The sequence below is a fragment of the Methylophaga thalassica MP genome (genome assembly GCF_000214595.1).
GTDB classification, from domain to species: domain Bacteria; phylum Pseudomonadota; class Gammaproteobacteria; order Nitrosococcales; family Methylophagaceae; genus Methylophaga; species Methylophaga thalassica.
Map to the genome: position 1 here is coordinate 1,073,643 of NZ_AFIG01000001.1, position 14,638 is coordinate 1,088,280.

Annotated in this window: 18 protein-coding genes; 8 read left to right on the top strand and 10 right to left on the bottom strand. The window is 43.6% G+C overall.

The features are described 5' to 3' along the window. Positions 1-8 precede the first annotated feature (8 nt). The 3 genes from MAMP_RS05130 (at position 9) to MAMP_RS05140 (ending at position 3,570) form a co-directional block, all read left to right on the top strand. The gene (locus MAMP_RS05130) at positions 9-1,007 is read left to right on the top strand and encodes a 2-hydroxyacid dehydrogenase (RefSeq protein ID WP_007144927.1); all 999 of its coding nucleotides are present in this window, start codon (positions 9-11) and stop codon (positions 1,005-1,007) included. Next, entirely contained in the window at positions 1,004-3,091 is a 2,088-nt protein-coding gene (dinG, locus tag MAMP_RS05135; protein WP_007144928.1) for an ATP-dependent DNA helicase DinG, read from the top strand. Before MAMP_RS05130 ends, dinG begins: the two co-directional genes overlap by 4 nt. Positions 3,092-3,279: 188 nt before the next feature. Further along, positions 3,280-3,570, top strand: a complete 291-nt coding sequence (locus tag MAMP_RS05140; RefSeq protein WP_007144929.1) for a hypothetical protein — start codon at positions 3,280-3,282, stop codon at positions 3,568-3,570. A 56-nt stretch (positions 3,571-3,626) separates the two neighbouring features. Here the strand turns inward: MAMP_RS05140 and MAMP_RS05145 are convergent, their stop codons facing one another. The 4 genes from MAMP_RS05145 to MAMP_RS05160 form a co-directional block, all read right to left on the bottom strand. Continuing rightward, positions 3,627-3,908: a peptidylprolyl isomerase gene (locus tag MAMP_RS05145; protein WP_007144930.1), complete on the bottom strand. Its 282-nt coding sequence runs from the start codon at positions 3,906-3,908 to the stop codon at positions 3,627-3,629. A 42-nt stretch (positions 3,909-3,950) separates the two neighbouring features. Next, a complete protein-coding gene (locus MAMP_RS05150; RefSeq protein ID WP_007144931.1) occupies positions 3,951-4,637 on the bottom strand; it encodes a type 1 glutamine amidotransferase domain-containing protein in 687 nt (228 codons plus the stop codon). After that, positions 4,603-5,349 carry a methyltransferase domain-containing protein gene (locus tag MAMP_RS05155; protein ID WP_192807082.1) on the bottom strand — a complete coding sequence of 249 codons (747 nt, stop codon included), beginning with the start codon at positions 5,347-5,349 and terminating at the stop codon, positions 4,603-4,605. Before MAMP_RS05155 ends, MAMP_RS05150 begins: the two co-directional genes overlap by 35 nt. A gap of 113 nt (positions 5,350-5,462) precedes the next feature. Next, entirely contained in the window at positions 5,463-5,681 is a 219-nt protein-coding gene (locus MAMP_RS05160; protein ID WP_007144933.1) for an RNA-binding S4 domain-containing protein, read from the bottom strand. A gap of 161 nt (positions 5,682-5,842) precedes the next feature. On the opposite strand from MAMP_RS05160, the gene MAMP_RS05165 reads away from it, so the two are divergent. Then, positions 5,843-6,151, top strand: a complete 309-nt coding sequence (locus MAMP_RS05165) for a hypothetical protein (protein ID WP_007144934.1) — start codon at positions 5,843-5,845, stop codon at positions 6,149-6,151. Positions 6,152-6,188: 37 nt separating this feature from the next. On the opposite strand, the gene MAMP_RS05170 is transcribed toward MAMP_RS05165, so the two are convergent. From MAMP_RS05170 to MAMP_RS05180, 3 genes are read right to left on the bottom strand one after another with little or no spacing between them, the layout of a single operon-like run. After that, positions 6,189-7,322, bottom strand: coding sequence for a sodium ion-translocating decarboxylase subunit beta (locus MAMP_RS05170; protein WP_007144935.1), 1,134 nt, complete (start codon positions 7,320-7,322; stop codon positions 6,189-6,191). A gap of 12 nt (positions 7,323-7,334) precedes the next feature. Beyond that, positions 7,335-9,110: a sodium-extruding oxaloacetate decarboxylase subunit alpha gene (gene oadA, locus MAMP_RS05175; RefSeq protein WP_007144936.1), complete on the bottom strand. Its 1,776-nt coding sequence runs from the start codon at positions 9,108-9,110 to the stop codon at positions 7,335-7,337. Between the two features lie 48 nt (positions 9,111-9,158). Next, a complete protein-coding gene (locus MAMP_RS05180) occupies positions 9,159-9,440 on the bottom strand; it encodes an OadG family protein (protein ID WP_040576204.1) in 282 nt (93 codons plus the stop codon). 253 nt (positions 9,441-9,693) lie between these two features. Here MAMP_RS05180 and MAMP_RS05185 point away from each other — a divergent pair, with 253 nt between their 5' ends. Further along, positions 9,694-11,070 carry a ribonuclease J gene (locus MAMP_RS05185; protein ID WP_007144938.1) on the top strand — a complete coding sequence of 459 codons (1,377 nt, stop codon included), beginning with the start codon at positions 9,694-9,696 and terminating at the stop codon, positions 11,068-11,070. 34 nt (positions 11,071-11,104) lie between these two features. Beyond that, positions 11,105-11,527: a PilZ domain-containing protein gene (locus MAMP_RS05190; RefSeq protein WP_007144939.1), complete on the top strand. Its 423-nt coding sequence runs from the start codon at positions 11,105-11,107 to the stop codon at positions 11,525-11,527. A 6-nt stretch (positions 11,528-11,533) separates the two neighbouring features. Here the strand turns inward: MAMP_RS05190 and MAMP_RS05195 are convergent, their stop codons facing one another. Continuing rightward, on the bottom strand, positions 11,534-11,749 hold the full coding sequence (locus tag MAMP_RS05195; RefSeq protein WP_237701191.1) for a hypothetical protein: 216 nt from the start codon (positions 11,747-11,749) through the stop codon (positions 11,534-11,536). Positions 11,750-11,810: 61 nt separating this feature from the next. Continuing rightward, positions 11,811-12,236, bottom strand: coding sequence for a gamma-glutamylcyclotransferase family protein (locus tag MAMP_RS05200; protein ID WP_007144941.1), 426 nt, complete (start codon positions 12,234-12,236; stop codon positions 11,811-11,813). A gap of 56 nt (positions 12,237-12,292) precedes the next feature. Here MAMP_RS05200 and MAMP_RS05205 point away from each other — a divergent pair, with 56 nt between their 5' ends. Continuing rightward, a complete protein-coding gene (locus MAMP_RS05205) occupies positions 12,293-13,225 on the top strand; it encodes a patatin-like phospholipase family protein (RefSeq protein WP_007144942.1) in 933 nt (310 codons plus the stop codon). Here MAMP_RS05205 and MAMP_RS05210 read toward each other — a convergent pair whose 3' ends face one another. Beyond that, entirely contained in the window at positions 13,226-14,140 is a 915-nt protein-coding gene (locus MAMP_RS05210; protein WP_007144943.1) for a LysR family transcriptional regulator, read from the bottom strand. It lies immediately after the preceding gene. Positions 14,141-14,250: 110 nt separating this feature from the next. On the opposite strand from MAMP_RS05210, the gene MAMP_RS05215 reads away from it, so the two are divergent. Then, on the top strand, positions 14,251-14,634 hold the full coding sequence (locus tag MAMP_RS05215; protein ID WP_007144944.1) for a DoxX family protein: 384 nt from the start codon (positions 14,251-14,253) through the stop codon (positions 14,632-14,634). Positions 14,635-14,638: the final 4 nt, after the last annotated feature.

Consider the following 14,638-nt stretch of genomic DNA (forward strand, 5'->3'; position numbering starts at 1 on the left):
GATAAGTCATGCCCACTCATCAAATTGCTATGTTTAGTGCTAAGTCATACGATGAACGCTTTTTATTGCAAGCGTCAGTGCCTGCGATTCAATTCATTTGTCATGAGGTCACACTGAATCCATCCACCGCGGTGATGGCAGAGGGGTTTGAAATTGTCAGTGCCTTTGTTAATGATGATTTGAGTCGGGAAACATTAGGCACACTAGCAGAAGGTGGCACGCGACTGATTGCCTTACGCTGTGCGGGTTATAATCAGGTCGATCTGAGCGCCGCGCATGCGTTGGGCATCAGCGTGGTTAACGTTCCCGCCTATTCGCCTTATGCTGTAGCTGAGCACACCATCGCTTTGATGTTGGCATTAAGTCGTAAAATTCCTCGTGCCTATAATCGTGTCCGTGATGGCAATTTCTCTCTGGATGGCTTACTCGGCTTTGATTTCTACCAAAAAAACGTAGGGATAGTCGGTGGTGGGAAAATTGGTTTATTAGTGGCGGAAAGAATGCGGGCGTTTGGGTGTGAGGTGCTTGTTTATGAGCCTGTTAACTCGCAATACTGCGTAAAGAAAGACTTCCAAGTTGTTGATTTAAAAACACTTATTCAAAAATCCGATATTATCAGTCTGCATTGCCCGTTAAATAGTGACACGCGTTACCTGGTTAATCATGACAGCATTGCCAGCATGAAACCGGGAGTGATGTTAATTAACACCAGTCGCGGAGCGTTAATGGATACCCGAGCGCTATTAGACGGACTGAAATCCAAACAAATCGGCTATCTCGGCATTGATGTCTATGAACAGGAAGGCAGTTTGTTTTTTGAAGATCATTCACTTGATATTATTCAGGATGATTTATTTCAACGTCTGTTAACCTTTCCAAATGTATTAGTGACCGGGCATCAGGCCTATTTCACCCAGGAAGCTGTTCAACATATTGCTGAAACCACAGTAAAAAATGTGCTGGCTTATCTTAATGGTGAACGTTTAAGTAATAGAGTGGGCATGTGACGGCAGTAACAACATTATTTGAGCGCATCGAAGCGGCGATGCCTGATTTTAAGGCGCGTCCACAACAGGTGCAAATGAGTGAGTTCATTGCTCAAGCCATGTCAAAACCACCGCAAAAACGGGTGGCTGTCGTCGAAGCACCGACTGGGGTGGGTAAAACGCTGGCTTATCTGACCGGCACTATTCAAGCAGCCCTGCTACAAAAGAAAACACTGGTGATCAGTACTGCCACGGTCAACTTACAACAACAGCTTATTCAAAAGGATTTACCTCAGTTTTCAGCGACACTCGAAGAACCTATCCGTTTTGTTCAGGTAAAAGGGCGTCGTCGTTATGTCTGCCCCAGTAAGCTCAATCAGGTAGCTACCACACCGGAACAGCAGTCGCTCAATATTGATGTGGATGAAAAGTATCAACAGGTGCTGCATACGGCGCAAGCTAAGCAGTTACTGAGTGACTGGGACGAAGAACGCTGGGATGGTGATCGCGATAGTCGCCGTGACAAAATAGACGCTGAACTCTGGCATCAGGTTTCCACCGATTCGGAAGGCTGTGCCGGGAAAAGCTGTTCCTTCTACTTACGTTGTCCATACTATAAGTTACGGCGGGAAATGACGGCGGCGCAGGTGGTGGTCGCCAATCATGATCTGATACTGAGTGATGCAGACTTAGGTGGTGGTTTGGTATTACCGAACCCGGAAGAAATTCTTTTTGTGTTTGATGAAGCGCATAACCTGCCACGAAAAGCGCTGGATCATGCGGCTAAAGCATTAAATTTTATTCAGCTTTACCAAACCACAGAAACAGCGGACAGTGTACTGAAAAAGATACCGTCCACATTGGCATACAGACAACATGATTTTGGCTATATGCTGTCGGAACTAAGACGTGACTTACCGGCGGTAATGAGTCACTTGCAACAGATTGAAACCATTTTACACAGTGATGGTGTTGTGCAGGACTTATTGGAAAAGCATATCAGTGAGCCACGTATTTTCTGGAATAGCCCGTTAGTCAATGCTCTATTAATCCCGTGCCAGGGGTTATTACAGCGCGCTAATTCGATTTATAAACACTATTCTGTACTGGCCAAATGGATTAAGGAAGGGCTGGAAAAAACACAGCTTCCGAATAAAGTTGGGGAAGCCTTATTACCGCAAGTGGGTACGGTTCAGAATATTTTTGGCTACCTCATCGACTTTATGGCTTTGTTTCTAGAGCCTGACCAGGAGGATCGACCGCCTAATGTACGTTGGCTATCCGTAGAAACATTTGCAAAGCAGCAAACACTGGTTGTTCATGCCGGTCCGATGACGGCTGCGTATTTCCTGGATCGCAGTTTATGGTCAAGAGCCTATGGTGTTGTTCTCACATCAGCGACACTTCGTGGTTTGGGGGTATTCCATCGTTTCAGATTGGATTGTGGTTTACATCGCTTTGATGAACAGCACTTTTTAGCCGTGCCTTCACCGTTTAACTATCAAAAGCAAGCCACACTACATATTCCGGATATGCGTTTCCTACCCAATGAGCAACAGCAGCAATGGCAGCAGGAAGTTGTTAAAAAACTCATCGATATTATTGACGTCACTGAAGCCACTTTAGTGTTATTTACCTCAAAGCTGGTAATGGAAGCGGTATACCGACAATGTCCCGCCGCGATTACGGCCATAACGATGGTGCAGGGTGACAACCTCTCTCCTAAAAATATGGTGCATCGTCATATTCGACAGATTGAGTCAGGCAAAGGCAGTATTATTTTCGGTTTGGATCGCTTCGCTGAAGGTGTGGATCTGCCGGGGCATTTATGTACCCATGTGGTGATTACAAAATTACCTTTTCCAGTATTTACCAGACCGATTGAACAGGCAAAGCAAGAGTGGATTATTCGTAAAGGTGGCCAGCCTTTTACTGCGCTTTCCTTGCCCGCGGTTAGCGTAAAACTGATACAAGCGTGTGGCAGGTTGCTAAGAAAGGAAACGGACTCGGGAAGAATTACTATTCTTGATAAACGTTTATTAACAAAGGGTTATGGTAAACAATTACTTGCCCATTTACCTGATTATCAGCTTGAGCAGTCATAATCGGCAACGCCACAGGTCACAACATCCTCGTTCAGCAGGAAGCGCTTCCTTAATCAAAAGGATTTAATGTAGCAGCGATTGGGAGGTTCTGCTGCATCTATTCCGTCTTCATTACTCTATTCTATTTCCTAAGCTAAATAGTCCCTGAGCTACTGATTTTTAATTTAACCTGAGGAAGGAATCTGACCATGAAAAAAACAACGTTTGCTGCGTTAACTGCATTGAGTCTTGTTGTTGCACCTGCATTTGCTGATATTGAAAACAGAACGTTTTCTGAGCAATTACAGTTACAAAAAACACAACTGCGTCCACATGCGTTTAACTTCTTTTCTGATCGCTACCTGCAAGTACAAGCGATGAAAAAACCGGTTACTTTAAGCTTTAAAGAGCAATTAGATAGCCAAAAAACATTACTGCGCAAGCAACAGTTTAATCCAATCAGTGATGCTTATTTACAGACGCATGCTCGTCAGTCATAAGCCTTATTAATAGGTTGAAATAAAAAACCCGGCTAAAGCCGGGTTTTTTTTATGCCTTATTCAGTGCGGCTAGTCACTTCTAATAAGTGATAACCAAACTGTGTTTTTACTGGACCCTGAACGGTGTTAACGGGAGCAGAAAAAACCACCTTATCAAATTCAGGCACCATCATACCTGGGCCAAATTCGCCTAAATCACCGCCTGAACGGCCAGATGGGCATGAAGAGTGTTCTTTAGCAATGTCAGCAAAATCGGCACCTTGTTCGATTTCACGTTTAAGTTCTAAACAGATTTCTTCACTATCTACCAGGATATGTCTTGCTGTTGCTTTAGCCATGTTCACTCTCTATTTTGATAAAATAGCGACAGTATATCAGTTTCAGGCAAACTTACGCAGACGACTCAGTAAGGCCTGAGCAGTGACTTCTGAGGACTGTGGGTTTTGTCCAGTGATTAATAAACCATCCTCACAGCAGAATGGGGCCCAGTCGTCCGCTTTATGATAATAACCACCGGCATTTTTTAATTCGTCTTCCAGTAAAAACGGGACGACATCGGTAAGGCCTACGGCGTCTTCTTCTGAGTTTGAGAAACCGGTTACCGACAGATTCTTAACAAGTGGTTCGTCGGTGAGTGTTTTTACATTGAGTAACACGGCTGGGGCATGGCAGACTGCTGCCACGGGTTTATCCTGGAAGATAAATTGTTGAATCAATTCAATCGACTTCTCTGACACACTCAGATCCCATAAGGGGCCATGACCACCGGGATAAAACACCGCATCATAATCATCAGCACGGACAGTATCGAGAACCAATGTATTAGCCAGTTCAGCTTGTGCTTCTTTGTCTTGTTTAAAGCGTTTTGTTGATTCTGTTTGTGAATCTGGATCGTCACTTTTTGGATCTAATGGCGGTTGACCACCTTTAGGACTAGCCAAAGTGATATCAACGCCAGCGTCTTTGAATACATAATAGGGCGAGGCAAACTCTTCTAACCAAAAGCCGGTTTTTTTACCTGTATTTCCTAAACTATCGTGAGATGTCAAAATCATTAAAATTCGCATGTTTCTCCCTTTTTTTGTCAGTATTGATGGGGCATGAATGGGTATCTACCACTAACATATGGCTAGCACCTTTCTGGAATTGATAATCAACAGGCTGCTGCTGCAGATTATAACCCCTTTGCGTTAATGCTTTGCTTATCAAGCCTAGATGAGGAGAGGGGGTATTGTCCAACCCAATCAACGGATATACTCTGACTTGTCTGGCGACTCGACACAACTCAAGCATGGCATGCAGGTGAAACTCAAGGTCATAATGCTCGCTGTACAAAAACAAAAAGTGTGAGCATAAAGCTAAATCAAATTGCTTATCCTCAAAGGGCAGTTGAGGTAGTTGCGCATTAATATAAAACGACGCGCTGGTTGGCAGCGCATAATCTGCTAAAAATAACTGCATTGCCCTCATGCGCTGTTGATATAAATCATCAGTATCAGAGAAATCCTGCCAGATAAACTGATGTTGATACTCACGGACCTGAGCGATCACATCCGGCCCTAGCTGTTCGATTCGCTGCCGGATCTGTTCAGCATTGAATTGATAGATAGGGTCTACTGATGTGACATTTGCACCTTTTTGTCTGGCTTCGACATTAAAACTCGCCGGTCCATCACCACAGCCTAAAATAGATTGTTGAAAGTCATCATCACTGAGCAGAAACATCCGTTGATATTCCAGCAGATTACGACCCCAGGGTACGACGTTATCTAATTTCATTCTGTTGTGGGCTTTTACTTAATCAGTATGGCGTTTAGATTGCCGTTGATAAGATGGGTTTGCATTCATTCTAATTGGTGAAGAAAACTGGAAATCCATTAAAAGTCTGGGGTTTATTCAGAGATAATCAGGGTAATATCTTCAAAGCCAATTTCATCTCCACCGACAATTTTTCTGCGCTTCCGTGTTTCCAGTTCGCCATTTACAGAAACCAGACCTTGCTCAATAAAGAGTTTGGCTTCAGCACCGCTGGCTGCGATACCTTCGAATTTAAGTACTTTATATAGCTCAACCGGTGTACTGGTGAGTTCGACTTCGATTGTTTGAGACATGATGAACTCTCATAAAAAAGACTCATGATAAAGCCTATCTGTGACAGTGTGATAACGATTTCTTAATAAAACATGTCAAAACTATTCAAGAGTGTGAATCAGGTCGCGCACTATTAATCTATCTTCTTTTATATTGTGCTAATTACACGGAGTGTTTATAGATGAAACTACTGGTTAATTTCATACAAATTCTGATTATCGGCGTCATCGTTTATCCCATTTATTATGTATGGGAAACACAGCATATTGATAATTTTTGCAGAGAAATTACACCAGGAATGTCTGATAAGAAACTGATTGAATTAGTTAAAGAGTATCATGTCACTTTAATTGGCTTTGATGAGAACGAGGCCGACAAAGGTAAGTGGCTGGCACAAGTTAAAGCGAAATCATCGTTTTCAGATTATCGCTGTGAGATTGGTGGAATAGCGAATAAAGTGGCACATGCCAGCATAATGGAAGAAAAATAGACACCCTATCTGTTAGATAGAGTGTCTATTAATCATGTTATGCGCCGACGTAATTAATCAGAATACCTGCGGCGACAGCTGAGCCGATAACACCAGCAACATTCGGTCCCATCGCATGCATTAACAGGAAGTTATGTGGATCAGATTCTAAACCAAGCTTATTGGATACGCGTGCGGCCATAGGCACAGCAGATACGCCCGCAGAGCCAATCAGTGGGTTAATCGGTTCCTTGATCAATTTGTTCAGCACTTTAGCCATGATGACACCCGATGCCGTGCCGATAGCAAATGCCGCCATACCTAGTACCAAGATACCTAGCGTCTGCAAATCAAGGAATTTATCTGCACTCAGCTTTGAACCTACGGCTAAGCCTAAAAAGATGGTTACCGTATTAATCAGCGAATTCTGAGTGGTGTTGCTTAAACGATCTACCACAGCACACTCTTTCATTAAATTACCAAAACAGAACATACCGAGTAATGGTGCTGCATCAGGTAATAAAAACGCGACAAGGATAAGTAACACTAGCGGAAAGACAATTTTTTCTCGTTGTGAAACATGCCGTTGTTGCACCATTTTGATTTTACGTTCTGATTCGGTAGTCAGTGCACGCATAATCGGTGGCTGAATTAATGGCACCAAAGCCATGTAGGAGTATGAGGCTACCGCAATGGCGCCGAGTAAATCCGGAGCAAGTTTACTGGCAACATAAATAGACGTTGGTCCATCTGCACCGCCGATAATGCCTATGGCGGCGGCATCAGCCAGACTAAAGTCAAAAATGCCAAAGTGAGCTAACACAACGGCACCCATCAAGGTAGCGAAGATACCGAACTGGGCAGCAGCCCCCAGAAACAGTGTTTTAGGATTGGCTAACAAAGGACCAAAGTCAGTCATTGCGCCTACACCCATAAAGATGATGAGAGGAAAGGCGCCGCTTTCAATACCGACCGCATAGAAAATGTGCAGGATACCATTACCTTCGGCGAGACCAGCACCGGGAATATTGGCCAATACACCACCAAAACCAATGGGCACCAACAGTAAAGGTTCGAAGTTTTTCTTGATAGCCAGATACAGCAATAACATGCCGATCAGAATCATGACACCTTGGCCAGGTGTCATTTGGTTTATGCCTGTTACTTGCCAGAGATGAAGTAGTTTATCCATGAATTCCCCCAATTAAGCGATAGTTGCCAGCTGATCACCGACTTTGACGGAATCACCTTGTTTAACAGAAATGGACGACACGGTACCTGATTTAGAAGCCACGATTTGTGTTTCCATTTTCATCGCTTCCAGAATCAAAATAGTGTCACCTTCATTGACTTGCTGACCAACGCTGACCTCGATTTTCCAGATATTGCCGGATAAGGGGGCTTCAACAGGATCCCCTTCACCCATTGGGGCCGTTGCTGAACTTGAAGAGGATTCAACATGGCTGATATCACCACCTTCATTCACTTGAACAACATAGCTCTGACCATTGACTTTAATGGTATAGGTTTCTTGTTCTTGGCTTTGAGGACGAGAGGGGGATGATGGGCTGTTATCAATAACAGGAACAGGTTCAAATGCGTCTGGATTATGACGGTTTTTGAGGAATTTAAGCCCGATTTGTGGGAATAGCGCGTAGGTTAAAACATCATCAACGTGTTGTTCACCCTCGGCCAGAACAATTTTTTCCTCATCAGCGATAGCGAGAAGTTCGGTCGTGAGCTTTTCCATTTCTGCTTCAAGTAGGTCAGCAGGGCGGCAAGTGATGGGTTCAGCACCTTCAAGTACCCGGTCCTGAAGCTCTTTGTTATAAAGTGCAGGGGCTGCTCCGTATTCTCCTTTGAGAATACCTGCTGTTTCCGCAGCGATGGTTTTATAACGTTCACCGGTCAGAACATTGATGACGGCCTGGGTGCCGACAATTTGAGATGTGGGGGTGACCAGAGGAATAAAGCCCAAGTCTTCACGAACCCGTGGAATCTCTTTTAATACCTGATCCATCTTGTCCAGTGCATTTTGTTCACGTAGCTGACTTTCCATATTGGTCAACATGCCGCCCGGTACCTGAGCGACCAAAATACGTGAATCTACACCACGCAGGGAGCCTTCGAACTGGGCATATTTTTTTCTCACCTCGCGGAAGTAGGCTGCTACTTCTTCGAGGAGTTCGATATTAAGACCTGTATCGCGATCCGTATCTTCAAAGATAGAGACAACTGATTCTGTTGCTGAGTGACCGTAGGTCATCGACATTGATGAAATAGCTGAATCGACATTATCAATACCGGCTTCCACGCATTTCATAATAGTGGCTGTCGACAAACCGGTGGTGGCGTGTGATTGCATGTGAATCGGGATATCAATGGTCTGCTTAAGGCTTTGAACTAATTCATAAGCTACATAAGGCTTAAGCAAACCAGCCATATCTTTAATACATAAAGAGTGGGCACCCATGTCTTCAATACGTTTAGCCATGTCTAACCACAAATTCAGATCATGAACCGGACTTATTGTGTAGGCGATGGTGCCTTGTGCGTGACGGTCATTTTCCAGCACGGCTTTGATTGCGGTTTCTAGATTGCGTGGATCATTCATCGCATCAAATACACGGAACACATCAACGCCATTGATCGCCGCTCTTTCAACAAATTTACTGACCACGTCATCAGCATAGTGGCGATAGCCTAATAGATTCTGACCCCGTAACAGCATTTGCTGACGGGTATTCGGCATAGCGGCTTTAAGTGAGCGAATACGATGCCATGGATCTTCGCCCAGATAACGAATACAGGCATCAAAAGTGGCGCCGCCCCAACTTTCGACAGACCAAAAGCCAATCTGGTCAAGCTTATCGGCGATGGGCAACATGTCATCTAATCTGAGTCGGGTGGCAAATAATGATTGGTGAGCATCACGTAAAACGACATCCGTAATGCCAAGTGGTTTTTTAACTTCGGTCATATTCATGGCCTTAATTGATTGATTCGAAAAAGTCTTTAATGCGCTGATTTATTTATGGCGGGAACGAAATTTGTGCACTGCTGCAGAAAGCACAGTGATTAAGTTTTTATCATCATTAGCATGCTGAGACTGGTTCATGGCCGGGCTGATGACAGCGGTAGGTGAAGAAATGCCTTCTTCAGGTAAGACACCTACATTTTTTTCGTAGCTGGTGATAATGCGTGACATGATGGATGTGACAAACACCAGTAATGTCAAAAATATAAATACGAACCCCATGCCGATAAGCATCAAGTTCAGACCTTCAGTCATTAAGTTTGAAGTAGTCATTATTATAATCTCTCTCCGTTGGTTTTCTTAGGTCATTAAATCAATGACTTACAAAAAAGCAGCCGGCAATTATACCATTGTTGCCCTATGAACGAATCACCGTGCCGAAACTCCTTAATTTTAAAAGAATAATGGAGAAAAAATCCCTTGTTGTAGTGACGTTAATCTATTCATTGTGCGTATGATATTTTCCTATCTGTTGAAACCCTGCCAAACTAATAGTCACGATAGCAAGCAATAACAAAGGACATCTATGACACCTGATGAGTCTGATTTCTGGTTTTTACCTTTGGGAGGAACCGGAGAAATAGGGATGAATCTCAATCTGTATGGCCATGATGGTCGATGGCTGATGGTTGATTGCGGGGTGACCTTCGAAGCCAAAACTGATATTGATGGTGAACCGATAGAAGGGGCTCGAGCAGAAGTACAAATGGCTGATCCACAATTTATTGTGGATCGCAGAGAGCAATTAGACGGCCTTATTATCACCCATGCCCACGAAGATCATATCGGGGCTGTGCCGTATTTATGGGAACGATTCCGTTGTCCGATTTACACAACGGCTTATACGGCTGAAATCTTACGCCGAAAACTGGCTGAGGCCGGATTAATAAAAAAAGTGAAAGTCCATATTGTTGAAGCGCATGCATCAAGACAAATAGGCGTATTCAATGTGCAGTGGATTCAGCTGACACACTCCATTCCCGATCCCTTTGCTTTATTGATTACAACCCCTGTTGGCAAAGTGTTTCATACCGCTGACTGGAAGCTGGATTCAGGCCCTGTGGTCGGTGAGGCGTATAGGGAAGAAGATTATTCCCGGTTGGGAGAACTGGGGATTGATGTGATGGTATGTGATTCGACCAATGCTAATGTGCCTGGCTGGTCAACTTCTGAGGCGTCTTTATACAAAGGCCTAAAACACCATGTAGAGCAGGCTAAAGGACGGGTTGTTATAACCTGTTTTGGCAGTAATATTGCCCGATTACGAACGGTGGCGGATATTGCTAAAGAAACAGGACGTCATTTAGGTCTGTTGGGACGCTCGTTATTAAATACCCATGCGGCGGCAAAACGAGTCGGTTTGTGGAATGGCATTGATACCTTTGTTGATCCTCATCATTTAGGTTTTCTGCCGCGAGATACGGTTTTATTAGTCGCTACAGGCAGTCAGGGCGAACCACGAACAGCACTGAACCGGCTGAGCCAGAACAGTTTTCGTGATATTGAGCTGGAAGCGGGTGATACCGTTATTTTCAGTTCTAAAGTCATTCCTGGAAATGAACTCCCAATTGAGGCATTAATCGAACGGCTCAAGGCAATGAATGTGAACGTAATTACCGTAGATAACAGTCGACTGGAAATTCATGCTTCAGGTCATCCGGCTATGGAAGAACTGAAGGCCATGTATCGTTGGGTTAAGCCAGCTTGTGCTATTCCTGTACACGGTGAGTTTCAACATCTCAGAGCGAATGCCAGACTGGCAAAATCAGTCGGGATTCCTGAGCAACTCGAAGGCAAAAATGGTGACTTATATTACATAGCGCCTGTAAAAGGCATCCGACGTGATGCAGTAAAAACAGGACGATTGGGTCTTGTCCAGGATAAATTGAAAAAATTGTTTTAATCACATTGTTATTAAATAGCGATAAGCTAACAAAATGATAGAAGAACTGAGACGGTTTATACGCCACCCAAGTAGCGTGCCTATCCAGGTTAAGCTAGGTGAGCAGCATCAACAACGTTCGCTGAAAGATGTGAGTAAAGGTGGCCTGTGTTTTTGTTCAGCTGCGCCCATAGCTGTCGGCACGCTGGTTGAGATCAATATCCTGGCCTGTAAGCCGGGATTTACGGCAAAAGGTATTATCAGTTGGTGTAAACCTGAAGGAAATCAGTATCTGGTAGGGGTTAACTTTCAGAGTAAAGCTATGACTTATGCACTCAGAATGGTTGAGCAGATTTGTTATATAGAAGATTACAGAAAACGTATTAGCGCTAACACCGGGCGTCAGTTAACCAGTGATGAAGCGGCGTTAGAATGGATTCAGAAATATGCGGCAGACTTTCCGAGATTAAACGAGTAAACCATGTCAGGCTTTTGCTTCAAAGCGTTGTGAGCGGCGATCGGATGAGACCCGACGTTCGATAAATGGTCTTTGATTTCGTTTTCTACGATCATAGCGTTGTCTACGATCACTATTGTTGGATGGTTTTGCTTCTTGAGCAGCAGGGCGAGCTGGTTCAACCTGTGATGGCGGGCTGATAGTTATCATCGTATTGTGATATAGCTTAGGTATCTCGTTCATTTTTCGCTGAAGATGAGTTATATAAACAAGCTATCGGATTGATTTTTCTAAGCTTTAGAAATTATTTCGTGTCCGTATATCTCACTTCGAACTGGCCGTTTTTAATGCGGGGCTTATTGTTTAAGGGGTACTGATAAAGATAGGCCCAGGCAAGCGTTAGACTGAAATCGGCAGCGTGTGTTTGGATGGTGATTAACTGACGTTGGTATTCATGTGGTTCAGGGAAAGATGAGGAACATTCTTCATAATCATCCAGTTGACTGAGCACCCAACTGGCATTGGATAGTTTATAGAGTTCGCCATAGACGATGTCGTCTTTGCTCTCAGAGAGAATAGCGCCCGGATAGTAGTCAATAAGGTAGAGTTGGCCCTGCATTGAGGCACGACAAATAAACTCACTATGTTTGGTAAGTAACTGCGCCATTGAATGATTGGTGTCTTTCATCAATGTGCCGTACACAAATAAATAGGTATTTTGTTCAGTCATTACTTTATTAATCTTTTTTATCTACATGATAAATATAACAAACTATAGGTTTTAAGTTGAGCGAAAAATTAAAGGTAGGCTTGGCATTAGGTAGTGGGGCAGCGCGTGGCTGGGCACACATTGGCATTATCAGACAGTTAGAAAAACTGGGTGTTACTCCCGATATTGTTACAGGTACCTCAATAGGTGCATTGGTTGGTGCAGCTTACGTAGCGAATAATATCGACAAATTGAATGATTGGGTACTGCGGTTGGATAAATTGAAAACTGCTCAGTATTTTGCGATTAATCGCTCACTGCAAGGCTTCGTTAATAAAAACCGTTTACGCAGTTTTCTTAATGAATACGTGGTGGAACAGGATGTTGCCATCGAAGATCTACAAACGCGTTTTGCTACTGTGGCGACAGATTTATACAATGGTCGTGAGATATGGAACACACGGGGCAATATAATGGATGCGGTCTGGTCATCCATGTCCTTACCTGGATTATTTCCAGCGATTAAACACAATAACCGTTGGCTAATAGATGGTGGCTTGGTCAATCCTGTACCCGTCTCTTTATGCCGTGCTTTGGGCGCCGATGTGGTGATAGCTGTTAACCTCAACAGTGGCATCGTGGGTAAACATTTTAGAACGGATATTGATGATAGCGAGCCCGAAGCAACTCTCGATCTCCCTACCAGCTGGACTGGCAAAGTCAGTCATATGGTGGCGGATTACACCAATAACTTATTTCCCAAACGACGTGAAGAAAAAGAAGAACCACCTGCATTATTAGACGCCATTGCGGCATCGATTAATATTACGCAGGATCGTATCACCCGAAGTCGGATGGCGGGTGATCCTCCAGAAATTATTTTAAACCCACGTCTCTCCCATATAGGGATTCTGGAGTTTTATCGTGCTGGTGAAGCCATAGAAGAGGGTATTGCCTGTGTCAAACGTCAGCAAACAGAGCTGGGTTATTATTTGCCAATCGATAAATGATTACCTGGCAGGACACTCCCAGTTTTTCAGTTTGGCAAAGTAGTCACGTAAGAAATCGATTAATATTCTGACTCGGTGAGATAAAAAACGTGTTTGAGAATAGATGGCATAAATCCCGACCTCTTTTTGAACCAAGGCATCATCCAGTATGGTAATGAGTTTGCCGGACTTGATTGCCGGGTAGGAAATAAAATCCGGCGTCAAGATTAAGCCTTTTCCAGTTATACAGACATCTCGCAGGTATTCGCCATTGTTTGATGAAAGCACGGTTGGTAAATTCACAGAAATGGCTTGGCCCTGATAATCCAATAATGACCAACTGCTACTGACATGGGAATAGTGCAGCTTCACATGACCGTAGAGAAGATCTTCTGTCTTTTCTGGTAAGCCATTTCGAGCAAAGTAATCTGGGCTGCCACAGATTTGTAATCGTGTTGAAGCCAGTTTACGTGCGATTAGACTGGAGTCAGTTAAGTTCGATATACGAATGGCTAAATCTAAACCCTCAGCGACCAAATCTTGGTGTCTGTCGCTAAAGTCGATATCAAAAATGATTTCCGGATGGATCAGATTAAATTCACGTAAAGCCGGACTTAAATGCATTAAACCAAAACTAATGGGTGCAGAGAGCCTGATACGTCCAGACAGCGATGTTTGCTCATTACCTAAAGCATGTTCAACCTCATAAATATCATCAAGAATACGGACGCAATGCTGGTAGTAACTGCGACCGGCATCGGTGAGCGTTTGTTTACGCGTTGTTCTTTTGAGCAAGCTGATACCCAGTCGTCTTTCTAAATCTGTTAAACGTTTGCTGATAGCAGATTTGACCGTATTCATTTGCTCTGCGGCTTTTGTGATACTGCCAGCTTCAACTACCCGCACAAAACATTGCATTTCTTCTAACTGACTCATTTGTATTGTTCTCTATTTGGTAACAATAAGTTCATTAATACACTGTTTTATAAAAATATGGAAACGATAAACTGTGAACTATCAAGACAACACAACAAAAAGGAAAAAACATGAACGCAGTAACAGGATTATCAACAGTCACAGGTCGTTTTTTATTGAGTCTGATGTTCATTTCAGCCGGCATTGGAAAACTCGGAGCAGGTTACGAAGCGACACAAGGCTATATGAGCATGATGGGAGTACCGACATCACTGTTGCCTTTGGTGATTGCAACAGAAATTTTAGGTGGTTTGGCGATTTTATTTGGTTTTAAAACGCGTATCGCTGCTTTCTTATTAGCTGGGTTTACCGTCATCGCAGCCGCCATCTTCCACAATAATTTTGCTGATCAAATGCAGAGCATTTTGTTTATGAAGGATTTAGCCATTGCCGGTGGTTTGTTGTTACTGGTGGCTAATGGTGCGGGTAATTTAGCTATCGACAATATTAAATAATGTT